Annotated in this window: 12 protein-coding genes; 7 read left to right on the top strand and 5 right to left on the bottom strand. The window is 71.3% G+C overall.

Translation table 11 applies throughout. The features are described 5' to 3' along the window. Positions 1–106: 106 nt before the first annotated feature. The 3 genes from Dvina_RS47790 to Dvina_RS47780 form a co-directional block, all read right to left on the bottom strand. Positions 107–778: a lysophospholipid acyltransferase family protein gene (locus Dvina_RS47790; RefSeq protein WP_379993193.1), complete on the bottom strand. Its 672-nt coding sequence runs from the start codon at positions 776–778 to the stop codon at positions 107–109. A gap of 133 nt (positions 779–911) precedes the next feature. After that, positions 912–1,856 carry an EamA family transporter gene (locus Dvina_RS47785; RefSeq protein ID WP_223098431.1) on the bottom strand — a complete coding sequence of 315 codons (945 nt, stop codon included), beginning with the start codon at positions 1,854–1,856 and terminating at the stop codon, positions 912–914. After that, entirely contained in the window at positions 1,853–2,497 is a 645-nt protein-coding gene (locus Dvina_RS47780; protein WP_223098430.1) for a B3/B4 domain-containing protein, read from the bottom strand. The genes Dvina_RS47785 and Dvina_RS47780 overlap by 4 nt, the downstream gene beginning before the upstream one ends. Positions 2,498–2,535: 38 nt before the next feature. Between Dvina_RS47780 and Dvina_RS47775 the strand changes: the two genes are divergently transcribed. Further along, positions 2,536–3,123, top strand: a complete 588-nt coding sequence (locus Dvina_RS47775) for a helix-turn-helix domain-containing protein (protein WP_223098428.1) — start codon at positions 2,536–2,538, stop codon at positions 3,121–3,123. Here the strand turns inward: Dvina_RS47775 and ileS are convergent. Next, positions 3,120–6,230: an isoleucine--tRNA ligase gene (gene ileS / locus Dvina_RS47770; RefSeq protein WP_223098426.1), complete on the bottom strand. Its 3,111-nt coding sequence runs from the start codon at positions 6,228–6,230 to the stop codon at positions 3,120–3,122. The genes Dvina_RS47775 and ileS overlap by 4 nt on opposite strands. 353 nt (positions 6,231–6,583) lie before the next feature. Here ileS and Dvina_RS47765 point away from each other — a divergent pair, with 353 nt between their 5' ends. Beyond that, the gene (locus Dvina_RS47765; protein ID WP_246655788.1) at positions 6,584–8,101 is read left to right on the top strand and encodes a chitinase; all 1,518 of its coding nucleotides are present in this window, start codon (positions 6,584–6,586) and stop codon (positions 8,099–8,101) included. Between the two features lie 74 nt (positions 8,102–8,175). Here the strand turns inward: Dvina_RS47765 and Dvina_RS47760 are convergent, their stop codons facing one another. Beyond that, positions 8,176–9,063: a hypothetical protein gene (locus tag Dvina_RS47760; RefSeq protein WP_223098424.1), complete on the bottom strand. Its 888-nt coding sequence runs from the start codon at positions 9,061–9,063 to the stop codon at positions 8,176–8,178. A 66-nt stretch (positions 9,064–9,129) separates the two neighbouring features. Here Dvina_RS47760 and Dvina_RS47755 point away from each other — a divergent pair, with 66 nt between their 5' ends. The 5 genes from Dvina_RS47755 to Dvina_RS47735 all read left to right on the top strand — a co-directional run bounded on the left by Dvina_RS47755 (position 9,130) and on the right by Dvina_RS47735 (position 18,025). Then, a complete protein-coding gene (locus tag Dvina_RS47755; RefSeq protein WP_223098422.1) occupies positions 9,130–9,849 on the top strand; it encodes a beta-phosphoglucomutase family hydrolase in 720 nt (239 codons plus the stop codon). Continuing rightward, on the top strand, positions 9,846–12,203 hold the full coding sequence (locus Dvina_RS47750) for a glycoside hydrolase family 65 protein (RefSeq protein WP_223098420.1): 2,358 nt from the start codon (positions 9,846–9,848) through the stop codon (positions 12,201–12,203). The genes Dvina_RS47755 and Dvina_RS47750 overlap by 4 nt, the downstream gene beginning before the upstream one ends. 28 nt (positions 12,204–12,231) lie before the next feature. Further along, on the top strand, positions 12,232–14,205 hold the full coding sequence (locus tag Dvina_RS47745; RefSeq protein ID WP_223098417.1) for a TIGR03960 family B12-binding radical SAM protein: 1,974 nt from the start codon (positions 12,232–12,234) through the stop codon (positions 14,203–14,205). A 70-nt stretch (positions 14,206–14,275) separates the two neighbouring features. After that, positions 14,276–15,022: a TIGR03936 family radical SAM-associated protein gene (locus Dvina_RS47740; protein WP_246656681.1), complete on the top strand. Its 747-nt coding sequence runs from the start codon at positions 14,276–14,278 to the stop codon at positions 15,020–15,022. Between the two features lie 174 nt (positions 15,023–15,196). After that, entirely contained in the window at positions 15,197–18,025 is a 2,829-nt protein-coding gene (locus Dvina_RS47735; RefSeq protein WP_223098415.1) for an Rne/Rng family ribonuclease, read from the top strand. The last annotated feature ends 32 nt before the right edge of the window (positions 18,026–18,057 follow it).

Below are 18,057 nucleotides of genomic sequence, written 5' to 3'. Positions count from 1 at the left end.
GATCATTCCTGAAACGGAAGTGTCCGGCACCCGGGCGAGGCGCGCGCGGTGACACTCGGTGAGTTTCAGGCCGACCTGGTGAGCGTCTTTTCTTGAGAGGTTGAGATTACGCCTCGGGCTCGGCGATCTGATCGGGGCGCTTCGGTGCGTATCGACCGACGTATTCCTGGCCGGTGAGCTGCTGAATCGCGTTCATCAACTTCAGCGTGACCTCGCGCAGTGCGCGGCTGTCGACTTCCCCGCCGCCCTGCCACTGGCTCAGGTCGAGCGGCTCGCCGATGCGCACCTCGACCTTGGGCCCCAGCTTCGGCAGCGACCGGCCGACCGGCATGACCTGGTCGAACCCCATCAGGCCGACCGGGATGATCGGGGCCGGCGCGTCGAGGGCGAGCTTGGCGACGCCGGGCCGGCCGCGGTAGAGCCGGCCGTCGGTCGAGCGGGTCCCCTCGGGGAAGATCCCGAGCACGTGCCCGGCCCGCAGGATCGGCAGGGCGGCGTCGAGGGCGAGGAGGCTGGCCCGGCCGCCGGAGCGGTCGACGGGGATCTGGTTCAGCCCGTACATGATGTTGCGCAGCGCCAGGCCGCGCAGTCCCGGTCCGCGGAAGTACTGGTCCTTGGCGAGGAAGTACACGTTGCGGGGCGAGATCGCGCCCATCATCACCGAGTCGAGCACCGACTGGTGGTTGCTGGCCAGGATCGCGGGTCCGGTCTTCGGGACGTTGTCCAGACCGATGATCCTCGGGTGCCAGAGGAGTCGGACCGTTGGTGCGATCGTCATCTTGCCGACCGCATAGAGCGCGGACAAATGCCCTCCACCAGGCTCGACTCAACGCTGCCGCACACTCTAACGGCACCTCACGGCCGGGACAGCGGGGCAGCCCACAAGGTGGGCAACACCACCCGCCGCGGGGTCAGGAGGCGACGAGGACGAGCGCTGTGGCGGCCAGGCCGAGACCGGCGAGCTGGATCGGGCGGAGGCGTTCGCGGTCGACGAGCATGGCCAGCAGGACGGTGGAGACCGGATACAGGGAGGCGATGGGCGCGATGATGCTGAGGTCCCCGCGGGCCACGGCCAGGATGTAGAGAGCGTTCGCGGACATGTCGAGCACGCCCGCGGCCAGGAGCCAGGCGTGGCCCGACCCGCGAGCGGCCGATCGCGTCTCCACCGACGGGGCCTGTGTCGCCTGACTGCCGCGGCCGGCCGGCAGCGTGTCCATCGGCTGGGTCTGTGTGGCCTGGCTGGCGGTGGGCCGGGGGGCGCCCTTGCGCAGGCGTCGCAGCAGCAGTGGTGCGCCGAACACGACGGCGGTGAGCTGGGCGGCGGCGATCGGCCAGAGGCCCGCGTCGGGGCCTGAGCCCGCGCGGCCCAGGGCGGTGAAGAAGAGCCCGAACCCGACGCCGGAGAGCAGGGCCAGGGCGATCAGCCGGCCGGTCACCCGGCGGCCGGTGCCGCCGGCCGCGCTGACCAGGCCGATCGCCGCTATCGCGAAGGCGGCGCCGGTCAGGGCCAGGGCGCCGGGGCGCTCGCCGTCGGCCAGGCCGAAGCCGACCGGGATCAGGGCGGTGGTGACGGCGCTGATGGGGGCGACGATCGCCATCGCGCCGCCGGCCAGGGCGCGGTAGAAGACGATCATGCCGATCATGCCGAGGAAGCCGGCCACGGCGCCCCAGACCAGCGTGTGGGTGGAGGGGGCGCCGGGGATGAACAGCAGGTAGATCGCCAGCAGTGGGAGGCTGGCCGCCTTGGAGAGGACCACGACCAGCAGGGAGTCGGCCTGCTGGCTGGCCTTGCCGCCGGAGAAGTCGCCGATGCCCCAGATCAGGCCGGAGAGCGCGGCGAGGACGATGCCGATCATGCGAGCCGCTCGATCGTCACGGCGTCGGCGTCGAGCAGCGTGACCAGGAGGTCGGTCGCCGGCTGGAGGTCGATGTCGAGGCCCTCCAGCAGGAACACGGCCGACGTCGTCGCCTCGGTCAGGGCGGTCCGGCGGCCCTGGCGCCAGTTCCAGCGGCGGCAGGTTACGGCCACGTCGTCGCGCCAGACGACCTCGCCCGGCTCGGGGGTCTCCGTGACCGGGGCGCCGTCCTTGACGGTGTCGAACGGCTCGTCGCCCGCCGCCCGGACCAGGCGCTCGGTGCCGACGAGTGCCGCGCGGTCCTCGCCGCCGATGGGGACGGCGAAGCGGATGCTCACCGCGTTGTAGGCGTCGACGATTCGGTTCACCGACGGGATGTCGCCCTTCGCCGCCCGTTTGCGCAGGGCCTCGGCCGAGCTCGGGGTGCGCTGGGGCTTGGCGCCGAACGCGCGGTAGACGTCGCGCCACGCCTCCAGGTGGGCGTGCGGGGCGCTCAGGTCACCCGCGGCGGCGACGGCCTCGTGGAGCAGCGCCGGGTCGCCGGGGCCGTTGCGCAGCCCGTCGGCGAGCACCGCGAACACGGTAGCCTCGTGGCCCACGGAGCGGCACAGGTCGAGCACTTCTTCGGCGACGGCGAACATGCGATAGTCGTACCACAATAGTGACCGCAGGGGAAAATATGTTGACCGAGCGCGACGCCCAGGCCGCCATCGCGCGTCAGGTGAAAAGCCTGCGCCAGGGGCGGAAGTGGTCCCTGGACGAGCTGGCCAGCCGCTCCGGTGTGAGCAAGGGCATGCTCGTGCAGATCGAGGGCGCCCGCACCAACCCGAGCATCGGGACGCTGTGCCGGGTGGCCGAGTCGTTCGGCGTGAGCGTGGGGCGGCTCATCGAGGGCGAGCCCGAGCCGGTGGTGAAGATCGTCGGGGCGGACGAGCCGGCGGTGCTGTGGCGCGGGCCGGGCGGCGGGGCCGGGCGGCTGCTGCGCGGCGTGAACGACCCCGCGTTCGTCGAGGTCTGGGAGTGGCGGATGGCCCCGGGGGAGGAGCACGACTCCGGCGACCACGCGCCCCGCACCCGGGAGATCATCCACGTCCGGGAGGGCTCCCTGACCATGGTGATCGACGGGGCCGACTACCGGGTCCGCACCGGCGAGACGATCGACTTCTTCGCCGACCGCCCCCACCGATACGGCAATCCCGGGCCGGTGGAGGCGGTCCTCACGATGGTCGTGGTCCTGCCCACTGGAGAGCGGGACCGCAGGGTCTAGACGGGCGTGACGGTGACCTTCACCGGCTCGCCGTCGCCGACCTCGCCCGAGAAGCCGTCGATGAGGGTGCCGAGCTCGACCGAGTTGGCCAGGGTCTCACCGGCGACGAAGTCACCGTGCACGGCGAGCGCCGAGGCCACCGACGGCGGGCCGTCGACGACGACCACGATGCGGTCCGAGACGTTCAGGTCGGCGTCGCGGCGGGCCTGCTGGACGACCCGGACCAGGTCGCGGGCCACGCCCTCGGCGGCCAGCTCCGGGGTCACCGTGCTGTCGAGGACGACCACGCCCTCGCCGCCCGGCAGCGGTGCCGACTGGGTCGGGTCGGCCGCGACGAGCTTGAGGTCGAACTCGCCCTCCTGCAGCGGCACCCCACCGGCCGTGACGACACCGTCGGCCTGGCTCCAGTCGCCGGCCTTCACCGCCTTGATGACCTGCTGGACCTGGCCGCCGAGGCGCGGGCCGAGGACCCGCGGGACAAGTGTCAGCACCGGGGTGCAGTGCGCGGCCACGTCGCCGGTGAACTCGACCGTCTTGACGTTCACCTCGTCGGCGACGAGCGCGGCGAACGGGCGCAGCGCCTCCGCGGCCGGCGTGGCGACGGTGAGCGCCGACAGCGGCAGCCGCACGCGCAGCCCGCGGGCCTTGCGCAGGGACAGCGCGGCCGAGCACACGTCGCGCACGGCGTCCATGTCGGCCACGAGCCGGTGGTCGGCCGGAAACTCCGCGGCGGCGGGCCAGTCGGTCAGGTGCACCGACCGCTCGCCGGTCAGGCCGCGGAAGATCTCCTCGGCGGTGAGCGGGGCCAGCGGCGCGACGACCTGCGCGAGCGTCGTGAGCACGGTGAACAGGGTGTCGAACGCGTCGTGGTCGCCGGACCAGAAGCGGTCGCGGGAGCGCCGGACATACCAGTTCGTCAGGGCGTCGAGGTAGGCGCGGACGGTACCGCAGGCGCCCGAAATGTCGTAGGCGTCGAGCTGCCGCTGGACCGTCGAGACCAGCTCACCGGTCTTGGCCAGCACGTATCGGTCCAGCAGGTCGGTGCTGTCGGTCCGGCGGCGGGCCGTGTACCCCTCCGCGTTCGCATAGAGCGTGAAGAAGTAGTACACGTTCCACAGCGGCAGCAGCACCTGGCGGACCGCGTCGCGGATGGCCGGCTCCGTGACCGGCATGTCACCGCCGCGCAGCACCGGCGAGGCGACCAGGAACCAGCGCATGGCGTCCGAGCCGTACTCGTCGAAGATCCGGTAGACGTCCGGGTAGTTGCGCAGGCTCTTCGACATCTTGCGCCCGTCCTCGCCGAGCAGGATGCCGTGGGACACGCAGTTGTTGAACGCCGGCCTGTCGAACAGCGCCGTGGCCAGCACGTGCATGGTGTAGAACCAGCCGCGGGTCTGGCCGATGTACTCCACGATGAAGTCGCCGGGGTAGTGGTTGTCGAACCAGTCGGCGTTCTCGAACGGGTAGTGCACCTGCGCGAACGGCATCGATCCGGACTCGAACCAGCAGTCGAGCACCTCGGGCACGCGCCGCATGACCGACTGCCCGGTCGGGTCGTCCGGGTTGGGCCGGGTCAGATTGTCGATCTCCGGCCGGTGCAGATCGCCCGGGCGCACGCCGAAGTCGCGCTCCAGCTCGTCCAGCGAGCCATAGACATCGATCCGGGGGTACTGCGGATCGTCGGACTTCCACACCGGGATCGGCGAGCCCCAGAACCGGTTCCGGCTGATCGACCAGTCACGGGCGTTGCCGAGCCACTTGCCGAACGAGCCGTCCTTGATGTGCTCGGGCGTCCACGTGATCTGCTGGTTGAGCTCGACCATCCGGTCGCGGAAGGCGGTCACCTGGACGAACCAGGAGGACACGGCCTTGTACACCAGCGGCGTGTCGCAGCGCCAGCAGTGCGGATACGAGTGCGTGTAGCTGTCGTGGCGCACGACGACGCCGGCCGCCTTGAGGTCGCGGATCACCGGCTTGTTGGCCTCGAACACCTGCAGGCCCTGGTAGTCGGGGACCAGTGAGGTGAACCGGGTGTGCTCGTCGACGGTGACGACGGTGGGGATGCCGACCGACGCGCACGCGTTCTGGTCGTCCTCGCCGAACGCGGGCGCCATGTGCACGACGCCGGTGCCGTCCTCGGTGGTCACGAAGTCGGCCCCGATCACCTGGAAGGCGTTCGGGGTGTCCGCGAGGTAGTCGAAGAGGGGGGAGTACCGCCGGCCGACAAGCTCCGAACCCTGGATCGAGCCGACTCTGGTGGCCCCGGCCAGCTCCTTCTCGTAGGCGGCGACGCGGGACTCGGCGAGGATGAAGCGCTGGCCGTCCTCCTCGAAGAGGGCGTATTCGATGTCCGGCCCGACCGCGATGGCCAGGTTGGACGGCAGGGTCCACGGGGTCGTCGTCCAGACCAGGATCTTCTCCCCGGTCTCCAGCCGGAACGCGACGGTCAGCGCCGGGTCCTGCCGGTCGCGGTACACGTCGTCGTCCATGCGCAGCTCGGTGTTGGACAGCGGCGTCTCGCAGCGCCAGCAGTAGGCCAGCACCCGGAAGCCCTCGTAGACCAGACCCTTGTCGTGCAGGGTCTTGAAGGCCCACATGACGCTTTCCATGTAGTCCAGGTCGAGCGTCTTGTAGTCGTTGGTGAAGTCGACCCAGCGGGCCTGGCGGGTGACGTACCGCTCCCACTCGGCCGTGTACCGCAGCACCGACTCCTTGGTGGCCGCGTTGAACTTGTCGACGCCGAGCTGGAGGATCTCGGCCTTCGTGGTGATGCCGAGCTGCTTCTCGGCCTCGACCTCGGCCGGCATGCCGTGGCAGTCCCAGCCGAAGCGGCGCTCGACCCGGAAGCCCTGCATGGTCTTGTACCGCGGGACGACGTCCTTCGCGTAGCCGGTCAGCAGGTGGCCGTAGTGGGGCAGGCCGTTGGCGAACGGCGGGCCGTCGTAGAACACGAACTCGTTCTCGCCGTTCGCGCCGGCCGGGCGGTTGTCCACCGACGCCTGGAAGGTCGCGTCGCCGGACCAGTAGTCCAGGACTTCGCGCTCGACTTCGGGGAGGTTCGGGCTCGCGGGTACGCCGGTGCCCGTGCGGTGCATCGGGTAGGCCATCGGTGGTCGCTCTCTCTCGCGTGGTTGTCTGCACTTCCACGCGGGGACGAACCTTCGGTCCGCGGTACCACCCCGCTTGCCGCCGTGATCGTGCGCTCGGCGGCCGCTCGTTGGCCGGCTGTAACGGGCCGGTGCCCGTCCGGGTCTAGTGAGCCACCGGGGTGGCCGTTCTTCCGGAGGCTCGCCGGTGATGGCCGGGTCGACGCCTGTACCACAGAGGATAGCGCTTGTGAAAAGGCGGCCGCCCGCGGAGCCTTAGTAAATAGTAAAGAAACCTTGACATTAATTTCCGGTGCGTGGACCGTGAGGAGACACGTCGACGCCCATCGACGTCACCCCCCTTTGGAGCGTCCATGCGTAGACGTCACGTCACCCTGCTCGCCGGGGCCGGCGCGGCGGTCATGACCCTGGCCGGGGTCCTGATCGCGCTGCCCGCCTCGGCCGCCGAGCTGATCGCCAACCCCGGATTCGAGACGGGCGCCGCGTCCAACTGGACATGCGAGTCCGCGTCGGTCACCTCCGGAGCCGCCCACTCCGGCAGCTACAAGCTCGCCGGCACGCCCGGCGGGACCACGGCCCAGTGCAGCCAGGTGGTGTCGGTCCAGCCCAACACGAAGTACACCCTCTCGGGCTGGGTCAATGGCTCCTACGTCTTCATCGGCGTGACCGGCGGCGTCGACGCCAGCACGTGGACGCCCGGCACCAACGGCGGGTACTCGCAGCTCTCGGTGCCGTTCACCACCGCCGCCGGGCAGAGCACGGCGACCGTGTTCGTGCACGGCTGGTACGGGCAGCCCGCGTACACCGCCGACGACTTCTCGCTCAACGGCCCGGGCGGCCTGCCGACCACCGTCGGCCCGACGACCCCTTCGGCCTCGCCCTCGGTCTCCAAATCGCCGTCGTCCTCCCCGTCGCCGTCGTCGTCCCCCTCGGGCTCGCCGTCGAGCTCTCCCTCGACGCCGAACACGGGCCCGCTGCCGAAGCACTTCCTGACCGGCTACTGGCAGAACTTCGTCAATCCGGCCACGCCGCTGCGGCTGCGCGACACGCCGAGCGAGTACGACCTGATCGCGGTGGCGTTCGCGGAGGCCGGGGCCCAGCCCGGCTCGCTGACGTTCGCCGCCGACTCCGGCCTGTCCGGCGCGCTCGGCGGATACTCCGACGCCGATCTCAAGGCCGACATCGCCACGATGCACTCGCGGGGCAAGAAGGTCATCCTCTCGGTCGGCGGCGAGACCGGCCGGGTGAGCGTCGGTGACTCGACGTCGGCCACGAACTTCGCCAACACGGCCTACTCGCTGATGCAGTCCTACGGCTTCGACGGCATCGACATCGATCTCGAGAACGGCCTCAACCCGACGTACATGGCGCAGGCCCTGCGCGCACTGCGGGCCAAGGCCGGCGCGAACCTCATCATCACGATGGCGCCGCAGACGATCGACATGCAGTCGACGGGCAGCGGCTACTTCGCCCTGGCCCTGTCCATCAAGGACATCCTGACCGTCGTGCACACGCAGTACTACAACTCGGGCAGCATGCTCGGCTGCGACCAGATGCAGGCGTATTCGCAGGGCACCGTCAACTTCATCACCGCGCTGGCCTGCATCCAGCTGGAGAACGGCCTGCGCCCCGACCAGGTGGCCCTCGGCCTCCCGGCCGGCACCGGCGCGGCGGGCGGCGGCGTGGTGTCACCGTCGGTGGTCAACCAGGCGCTCGACTGCCTGGCGGCGGCGGCGAACTGCGGAACTTTCAAGCCTCCGCACACCTACCCGGGCATCCGCGGCGCGATGACCTGGTCGATCAACTGGGACGTGAAGAACGGCAACGGCTTCGCCAAGACGGTCAAGCCGCACCTGGCCACACTGCCGTAGCGAGACTTTCCTCCACCAACAGGGACGGGGAGATCGGGTGTTCCCAGCATCCGGTCTCCCCGTCCTGCTGTCCGTCAGTCGCGGTTGACGATCGCGGCCCGGATGTTCTGCATCGCGTCGGAGGCGGCGTCGGTGGACTTGCCGACGAAGACGGCGATGGCGATCACGCCGTGGTCGGCCCAGCCGCAGACGGTTGCCGAGCGGCCGTCGAAGCGCGACGCGGCGCAGCGCTTCTCGCCGCCGAAGACGCCCGGGTCCACCTCGCGGACGTTGCTGATCGGGATCTTGGCGCCGAGCTTGCGAAGGCTGGCGTCCAGGTCGCGGGCCGGGTCGGTGATGAACCTGGTGGCGCCGAACACGACGATCTTCGCGCGCCCGTCGGCCGGGTCCTGGTAGGCCGCGGTGAAGCCGGCCTCGTCCAGGTGGTCCGACGTGAGCGCGGTCTGCAGCTGCTCGGCGGTCTTCGTGGTGGCCGTGTCGTTGAGCTTGGTCAGGCCGGTGACGCCGGCGTCGGTGTTCACCGACGCCGGGTACTGCACCCACCACGGCCTGGCCCACGCGTAGGAGCCGCCGCAGCAGCCCGCGCAGAGCACCAGCAGGACCAGGAACACCCACGGCCACTTGCGGCGCCGGCGGCGGTACTGCGGCGGCGGGAAGGGACCCGGGCGGTACCCGGGTGGCAGGGGGCCATATCCCGGTGGGACCACAGGGACGTACTGGATCTTGGGCGGCTTCTCCCGCTTCTCCCGTCGCGGAGGCGGTGGCGCCTCGGGGACGGCCGGCAGTTCGCGGGTGCGCGGCATCTCCCGGGTCTCGGGCTGCGGTTGTTCGGCAGGGACGTCGAGCGTGTCCTCCCAGTTACGGCGCCGGCGGGACCCGCCCGGCGGCACCTTGGCGGAGCCGACCCACGTGGGGGAGGCCGGCTGCCGCTGGGTCGGCGACTCGTCCGGCGGTTGTGTCACAACTTGAAGGCTAATGACCCCGTGCACGCCGCGCAGAGTTCGCACATCCGCCGTAACGTCGCAGGGGTGCTGGGTCTACCTGATCACGTGACCGCGTGCCTGTTCGACCTCGACGGAGTGTTGACGCCCACAGCGGTCATCCACAACAAGGCCTGGACCGCGATGTTCGACGAGTTCCTCAAGGCCAAGGGCCAGCCGGAGTTCGACCCGGTCCACGACTACAACGACTACGTCGACGGCAAGCCGCGCGAGGCGGGGGTCCGCGACTTCCTCGCGTCCCGGGGCATTTCGCTGCCGGAGGGTACTCCCGACGACCCGCCCGAGGCCGAGACGATCTGGGGGCTCGGCAACCGGAAGAACGCCAGGGTGCTGGAGCTGCTCGCCGAGGGCGGGCTGGAGCCGTATCCGACGTCGGTCACCTATCTGCAGCGGGCGCGGGAGGCGGGGCTGCGCACGGCGGTGGTCAGCTCGAGCGCCAACACGCTGCAGGTGGTCACGTCGACCGGGATCGACAGGTATCTGGAGACCCGGGTCGACGGGGTGACCATCCGTGAGCGCGGGCTCAAGGGCAAGCCGGCCCCGGACACGTTCCTGGAGGCCGCCCGCGAGCTCGGCGTCGAGCCGGCGAACGCGGCCGTGTTCGAGGATGCGCTGGCCGGGGTCGCCGCGGGGCGGGCCGGCGGGTTCTACGTCGTCGGCGTCGACCGGGTCGGCGGCAAGCACGCCGCGGATCTCGCCCGCGACGGCGCCGACACTGTCGTGGCCGACCTGGGGGAGCTGCTGTGAGCGTCTTTCCCGTCGAGCCGTGGGCGGTGCGCGAGACGAGCCTCGACATCGACACGCTCGGCCAGACCGAGTCGCTGTTCTCGCTGTCCAACGGGCACATCGGCCTGCGGGGCAACCTCGACGAAGGGGAGCCGTTCGGGCTGCCCGGCACCTACCTGAACTCCTTCTTCGAGGAGCGCCCGCTGCCCTACGCGGAGGCCGGCTACGGCTTCCCGGAGGAGGGCCAGACGATCCTCAACGTGACGAACGGCAAGGTGTTCCGGCTGCTCGTCGACGACGAGCCGTTCGACGTGCGATACGGCAGGCTGCACGCCCACGAGCGGGTGCTCGACCTGCGGGCCGGGACGCTGCTGCGGGACGTGGAGTGGTCCTCGCCGGCCGGGCAGCGGATCAAGGTGCGCACCGTCCGGCTGGTGTCGCTGGAGCAGCGGTCCGTGGCGGCGTTCCTCTACGAGGTGGAGCCGGTCGACCAGCCGGCCCGGGTCATCGTGCAGTCGGAGCTCGTCGCCAACGAGGACGTGCCGACGCCGAGCAAGGACCCGCGGGTCGCGGCCGCGCTCGGGCACGCGCTCACGGCCGAGGGGCACTACGCCCACGACCTCAACGCCCAGCTGCTGCACCGCACCAACGCCAGCGCGCTGCGGCTCGGGGCCGAGATGGACCACGAGGTCGAGGCCCCGGTGCCGGTCCGCTCGCACACCGAGTCGACCGAGGACTGGGCCCGCACCACGTTCGCCTGTGAGCTGCAGCCCGGGCAGCGGCTGCGGATCGTGAAGTACCTCGCCTACGGCTGGTCCAGCCAGCGGTCCCGGCAGGCCATCCGCGACCAGGTCCACGGCGCTGTCGCCGGGGCCAAGCTCGGCGGCTGGGACGGGCTCGTCAAGGCCCAGCGGACCTACCTGGACCAGTTCTGGGCCCAGGCCGACGTGGAGGTCGAGGGCGACGCCGAGATCCAGCAGGCGGTCCGGTTCGCACTGTTCCACCTGATGCAGGCGGGCGCGCGGGCCGAGGCCCGGCCGATCGCCGCCAAGGGGCTCACCGGCCGCGGGTACGACGGGCACGTCTTCTGGGACACCGAGAGCTTCGTGCTGCCGGTGCTGACGTACACGCACCCGCAGGTGGCCCGGGACGGGCTGCGCTGGCGGCACGACACGCTGGACCTGGCCCGCGACCGGGCGCGGCAGCTCGGCCTCAAGGGCGCGACGTTCCCGTGGCGGACGATCCGCGGGCAGGAGTGCTCGGCGTACTGGCCGGCCGGGACGGCCGGGTTCCACGTGAACGCCGACATCGCCGCGGCCGTGGTCCGTTACGTCCAGGCCACCGGTGACGTGCAGTTCGAGATCGACCACGGCCTGGAGCTGCTCGTCGAGACCGCGCGGCTGTGGCGCTCGCTCGGGCATCACGACCGGCACGGCGTGTTCCACATCGACGGCGTGACAGGCCCGGACGAGTACTCGGCGATCGCCGACGACAACGTCTACACCAACCTGATGGCGCAGCTGAACCTGCGCTCGGCGGCCGACGTCGCGGAGCGGCACCCGGACCGGGCCCGCGAGCTCGGGGTCGACGACGAGGAGATCTCGTCCTGGCGCGACGCGGCCGCGCGGGTGCACCTGCCCTACGACCATGAGCTGGGCGTCCACCAGCAGTCGGCCAACTTCACCCTGCACCAGGAGTGGGACTTCGCGAACACGCCGAAGGAGAACTACCCGCTGCTGCTGCACTACCCCTACTTCGACCTGTACCGCCGCCAGGTGGTCAAGCAGGCCGACCTCGTGCTGGCGATGCACTGGCGCGGCGACGCGTTCACGCCGGAGGAGAAGGCCCGCAACTTCCACTACTACGACGAGCGCACGGTCCGTGACTCCTCGCTGTCGGCGTGCACCCAGGCGGTCATGGCGGCCGAGGTGGGCCACACCGAGCTCGCGTACGACTACCTCGGCGAGGCGGCCTTCGTCGACCTGTACGACCTGCAGCACAACGCCGGGGACGGCCTGCACATGGCCTCGCTGGCCGGCACCTGGCTGGCGATCGTGGCCGGGTTCGGCGGCATGCGCGACTACGGCGGCGAGCTGTCGTTCCTGCCCCGGCTGCCCGCGCGGATGAACCGGCTCAGGTTCGCCCTGACCATCCACGGCGACGTCCTGCGCGTCACGGTGGAGCACGGCCACGCCACCTACGCGGTCGACCAGGGCGAGGTCCGGCTGCGCCACCACGGCGAAGAGGTCACGGTGAGGGCCGGCGCGCCGGTCACCCGGCCGATTCCCGAGCCGCACCCGAGCACCCCGGCGCCGCTCCAGCCGCGCGGCCGGGCACCCCATCGGCGCGAGCGTGAGGTGCAGGTTCCTGGATGACGCAGGTCGGTGGGTACTCTGGTACTCCGTGGCCAGTGTGACGAGCATCTTCCCCCAACTCGAGCGACTGCTGCCCCGGATCAGCAAGCCGATCCAATACGTCGGCGGTGAGCTGGGCGCAGTCGTCAAGGACTGGGACGCCGTCACCGTGCGCTGGGCGCTGTCCTATCCCGATGCCTACGAGGTCGGCCTGCCCAACCAGGGCGTGCAGATCCTCTACGAGGTGCTCAACGAGCAGCCCGACGTGCTGGCCGAACGCACCTATGCGGTCTGGCCGGACCTCGAGAAACTCATGCGCGAGGAGGGTGTACCGCAGTTCACGGTGGACGCGCACCGCCCGGTGACCGCGTTCGACCTGTTCGGCGTCTCCTTCTCCACCGAGCTGGGCTACACCAACCTGCTCACCATGCTCGACCTGGCCGGCATCCCGCTCGACGCGTCCGCGCGGGATGACCGGCACCCGATCGTGATCGCCGGCGGCCACGCGGCCTTCAACCCGGAGCCGATCGCCGACTTCATCGACGCCGCCGTGCTCGGCGACGGCGAGGAGGCGGTCCTGGAGATCACCGCCATCGTGCGGGCGTGGAAGGCCGAGGGTGAGCCGGGCGGGCGTGACGAGCTGCTGCTGCGGCTGGCCCGCACCGAGTCCGTCTACGTCCCCCGCTTCTACGACGTCGACTACCTGCCCGACGGGCGCATCCAGCGGGTCGTGCCCAACCGCGCCGACGTGCCCTTCCGCGTGCACAAGCGCACCACGATGGACCTCGACGCGTGGCCGTATCCGAAACGTCCGCTCGTGCCGCTGGCCGAGACGGTGCACGAGCGCTACGCGGTGGAGATCTTCCGCGGCTGCACGCGCGGGTGCCGGTTCTGCCAGGCCGGCATGATCACGCGGCCGGTGCGGGAGCGCAGCATCACCACCGTGGGGCAGATGGTCAAGGAGGGGCTGGAGTTCTCCGGCTTCCACGAGGTCGGGCTGCTCTCGCTGTCCTCCGCCGACCACTCCGAGATCGGCGACATGTGCTCGGGGCTCGCACAGCAGTACGAGGGCACGAACGTGTCGCTGTCGCTGCCCTCGACGCGGGTGGACGCGTTCAACGTGACGCTCGCCCAGGAGCTCTCCCGCAACGGCCGCCGCACGGGCCTCACGTTCGCCCCGGAGGGCGGCTCGGAGCGCATCCGCCAGGTCATCAACAAGATGGTCTCCGAAGAGGACCTGATCCGGACCGTCGTCACCGCCTACTCCAACGGGTGGCGGCAGGTGAAGCTGTACTTCATGTGCGGTCTGCCCACCGAGACCGACGACGACGTCCTGCAGATCGCCAAGCTCGCCCACGAGGTCATCAAGGCCGGGCGGGCGGCCACGGGCTCGCGGGACATTCGCTGCACGGTGTCGATCGGCGGGTTCGTGCCGAAGCCGCACACGCCGTTCCAGTGGGCGCCGATGGAGGAGCCGGAGGTCATCGACAGGCGGCTCAAGGCGCTCAGGGACGCCATCAATTCCGACCGCTCCGTGGGCAAGGCGATCGGCTACCGGTATCACGACGGGGAGCCGTCGCAGGTCGAGGGCCTGCTCAGCCGGGGCGACCGGCGGGTCGGCGCGGTCATCCGGCGGGTCTGGGAGGACGGCGGGCGCTTCGACGGCTGGTCCGAGCACTTCTCCTACCGGCGCTGGGTGGAGGCCGCGGCCGCGGTGCTGCCGGCCTTCGGCGTGGACCTGGCCTGGTACACCACCCGGGTGCGCGAGCAGGTCGAGGTCCTGCCCTGGGACCACCTGGACTCCGGCCTGGACAAGGACTGGCTCTGGCAGGACTGGCAGGACGCCCTGACCGGCTACGAGCAGGACGACTGCCGCTGGACGCCGTGCTTCGACTGCGGCGTCTGCCCCAGCCAGGACACCGAGATCCAGATCGGCCCCACGGGTCGCAAGCTCCTGCCCCTGACCCCGGTCGGCGGGCTGCGGGTGCCCGGCGGCAGCGGGGCCGGAGCGCCGCATGCCTAAACGGCAGCCGGAGGGCAACCAGGACCCGGTGGTGCAGCGGATCCGGCTGCGCTACGCCAAGCGCGGCCCGCTGCGCTTCACATCACACCGTGACTTCGCCCGCGCGTTCGAGCGGGCGATCCTGCGGGCCAACGTGCCCATCGCGTACTCGCAGGGCTTCACCCCGCATCCGAAGGTCTCCTACGCGTCCGCCGCGCCCACGGGTGTGGCGAGCGAGGCCGAGTACCTCGAGATCGGCCTGCGCGCCGTCGTCGACCCGGCCGAGCTGTGCCGGGCCCTCGACGCGGCCCTCTCGCCCGGCCTCGACGTGCTGGAAGCGGTCGAGTCGCCACTCAACGGCGGGGGCAGCCTCGCCGACCGGATCGACGCGTCGAGCTGGCGCATCGAGCTGCCGGGCATCGCCGGGCACGACATCGCCGTCGCCGTCCGGACCTTCCTCGACGCGCCCGAGGTGCTCGTGGAACGCCTCACAAAACAGGGCCGCCGGACCTTCGACACGCGCGCCGCGGTGGTCCGGCTCGAGGCGTCTGATCTTGAAATTCTGTCGGATTCTGCGTCCGGTGACCTACCTTCCGAGGTCACCGACACACCGTGTGCGATACTCGACCTTGTCGTGCGGCAGGTGACCCCGACCGTGCGACCCGACGATGTGCTGTCCGGTCTGCGCGTTGTGGCCGACCTGGAGCCGCCGGTTCCGCCCCGTGCGACCCGACTGGCTCAGGGAGTGCTGACCGAGCAGGGCGAGCTCGTCGATCCGCTCGCCCAGTTCGGCGACGCGAATCGGCCGGCGGCGGTCGTCGGGACTTCGTCGCTGTAGACGATGGGTGATCCGCCAGGTGGCGGGCCGCCGGTCGCCACGGCGCGAGGTTGGCAGACTTTCGACGGATCGTCCGTGTGAGCGGATACCTCCGACGGCACAACATATATTGCGGTGCCCCCGTGTGGCTGCGTTGCTACGCGCCCGGGAGCGCCAGAACTGGAGAACGTCCGCATGTTCGACAACGAGTCGGCGAGCGGCGAGACCACCGGCGAAGAGCCGGTGGCTGCTGCAGCCAACGCTGAAGAGACCACTGCCCCTGTGCGGCGCACCCGCCGCCGGACCACCAAGGCCGCCGCCGACGCGCCGGCCGCCGAGCCCGTCGACCCGGTGGAAGCACCGGCCGAGGAGCCGGCTCCTACCACCACCCGCCGCCGGCGGAAGGTGACACCGGCCGCCGAGGCCGCCGAAACCGGCGATTCCGGGCAGCAGGCGCTTCCGCTCGAGGAGACGCCCGTGCCGGTCAAGGCCACCAGGGCCCGGCGCAGCCGGGCGAAGGTCGTCGAGCCGGAGCCGGAGCCCGAGCCGCTGCCCATCGCGGCCGCGGAGGAGCCCGACGAGGAGCCCCTGGCCGAGGAGCTCGCCTCCGAGGAGGCCGAGGAGGACTCGGACACGCCCGAGGAGCTCGAGCCCCTGGTCGTGGAGGAAGAGGAGCCGCCGGCCCGCCGGGGCCGCCGCGCCGCGCCCGTCCAGCTGCTGTTCATGCCGCCGAGCGAGCAGGCCGCGCCCGTCGCCCGGGTCGAACGGGCCGTCGAGCGGGTCGTCGAGCGCGCCGAGGACGAGGACTTCGCCGAGGAGGAGCCGGTCAGCCGGGGACGCCGGCGGCGCCGGGGCCGGGGCGCGAGCGAGGATGTCCTGGCCGAGGCGCCGGTCGAGGTGGTCGAGGCGCCCGTCGAGACCGACGAGGCCGAGACCGACGATGACGACGATGACGACGAGGACGGCCTCGACGCCAATGCCCGCCGCCGGCGCCGCCGCGGTCGCCGCGGCCGTGGCCGTGGCCGCGGTACCGCCGGGGACGAGCTCGACGAGGGCGACGAGACGGCCGAGGCCGACGGCGAGGAAGCCGCCGACGGCGAGGAGCCCGAGGCGTCCGCCGACGAGGACGGTGAGGAGGACGGCGAGGGCCTGACCCGCCGCCGTCGCCGCCGCCGCCGCAAGGGCTCCACCGACACCGAGGCCGGCGACGATCCGCACGTGGTCGTCAAGATCCGTGAGCCGCGGACCGTGACCCGCGACCGCGACGAGGTCCAGGGCGTCTCCGGCTCGACCCGGCTGGAGGCCAAGCGCCAGCGCCGCCGGGACGGCCGCGAGCAGCGCCGCACCCGCCCGCCGATCCTCAGCGAGAGCGAGTTCCTGGCCCGCCGCGAGGCCGTCGACCGCACGATGGTCATCCGGCAGAAGAACGACCGCACGCAGATCGCCGTGCTCGAGGACAAGGTGCTCGTCGAGCACTACGTCACCCGGGCGTCGTCGAGCTCGATGGTCGGCAACGTGTACCTCGGCCGTGTCCAGAACGTGCTGCCCAGCATGGAGGCCGCGTTCGTCGACATCGGCCGGGGCCGCAACGCCGTGCTCTACGCCGGTGAGGTCAACTGGGATGCCACCGGGCTCGAGGGCCGCACCCGCACCATCGAGCAGGCGCTGAAGTCCGGCGACTCGGTGCTCGTGCAGGTCACCAAGGACCCGATCGGCACCAAGGGCGCCCGCCTCACCAGCCACATCGCGCTGTCCGGCCGGCACCTGGTCTACGTGCCGCACGGCAACGCCTCGGGCATCAGCCGCAAGCTCTCCGACGTGGAGCGCAAGCGCCTGCGCGACGTGCTCAAGAACCTCGTGCCCGACGGCGCCGGCGTGATCGTGCGCACCGCGGCCGAGGGCGCCTCCGAGGACGACCTCGAGCGCGACGTCACGCGGCTGCAGGCGCAGTGGGAGGCCATCCAGGAGAAGTCGCGCGGCAGCAGCGCGCCGGCCCCGCTCTACGAGGAGCCCGAGCTCGTCGTGCGGGTCGTGCGCGACCTGTTCAACGAGGACTTCCGCGAGCTGGTCATCCAGGGCAACGAGGCCTACGAGTCGGTCGAGCCCTACCTGTCGCACGTCTCGCCCGACCTGGTCGACCGGGTGCGCCGCTACACCGGCACCGGCGACGTCTTCGCCGACCTGCGCATCGACGAGCAGCTGATCAAGGCCCTGGACCGGCGGGTCTTCCTGCCCTCCGGCGGCAGCCTGGTCATCGACCGCACCGAGGCGATGACCGTCGTGGACGTCAACACCGGCAAGTACACCGGCGCCGGCGGCAACCTCGAGGAGACGGTCACCCGCAACAACCTCGAGGCGGCCGAGGAGATCGTCCACCAGCTGCGGCTGCGTGACCTCGGCGGCATCATCGTCATCGACTTCATCGACATGGTCCTGGAGTCCAACCGCGAGCTGGTGCTGCGCCGGCTGACCGAGTGCCTGGGCCGGGACCGGACCAAGCACCAGGTCACCGAGATCACCTCCCTGGGCCTGGTCCAGATGACCCGCAAGCGGGTCGGGCAGGGCCTGCTGGAGGCGTTCAGCGAGACCTGTGAGGTCTGCAAGGGCCGCGGCCTGATCATCCACACCGAGCCGATCCCGGAGAAGCGCGGTGGCGGCGGCAACGGTGGTGGCGGCCACAACGGCGGCCACAACGGCGGTGGCGGCCACAGCAACGCCGTGGCCAAGGTCGCCTCGGCCACGTCCGCGCCGGGGGTCAGCAGCGGTGTGGAGGAGGCCGACGCACCCGCGCCGCGCAGCCGCCGCCGGGGCCGCCGCGGTGCCACCGCGGTCGCCGAGGAGGAGACCGCCGAGGCCGTGACCGCTGTCCACGACACCCAGGACGCCGCGGAGGAGGAGGGCTTCGCGCCCATCGCCTCCGAGGACGACCCTGACAATGCCGAGGACGACGATGAGGAGGGCGCGGGCAACGGAGCCCGCCGCCGCACTCGCCGGGGTGGCGTTCGCCGCCGGACCCGGCCCTGATTTGGGGAGTACGCCATGCGTGGCGTACTCTC

It is taken from the genome of Dactylosporangium vinaceum (genome assembly GCF_019904175.1).
In the GTDB taxonomy this organism is placed as follows: Bacteria; Actinomycetota; Actinomycetes; order Mycobacteriales; family Micromonosporaceae; genus Dactylosporangium; species Dactylosporangium vinaceum.
Note: the sequence above shows the minus strand (reverse complement) of the source record. Positions and strands in the feature narration are given on the sequence as shown.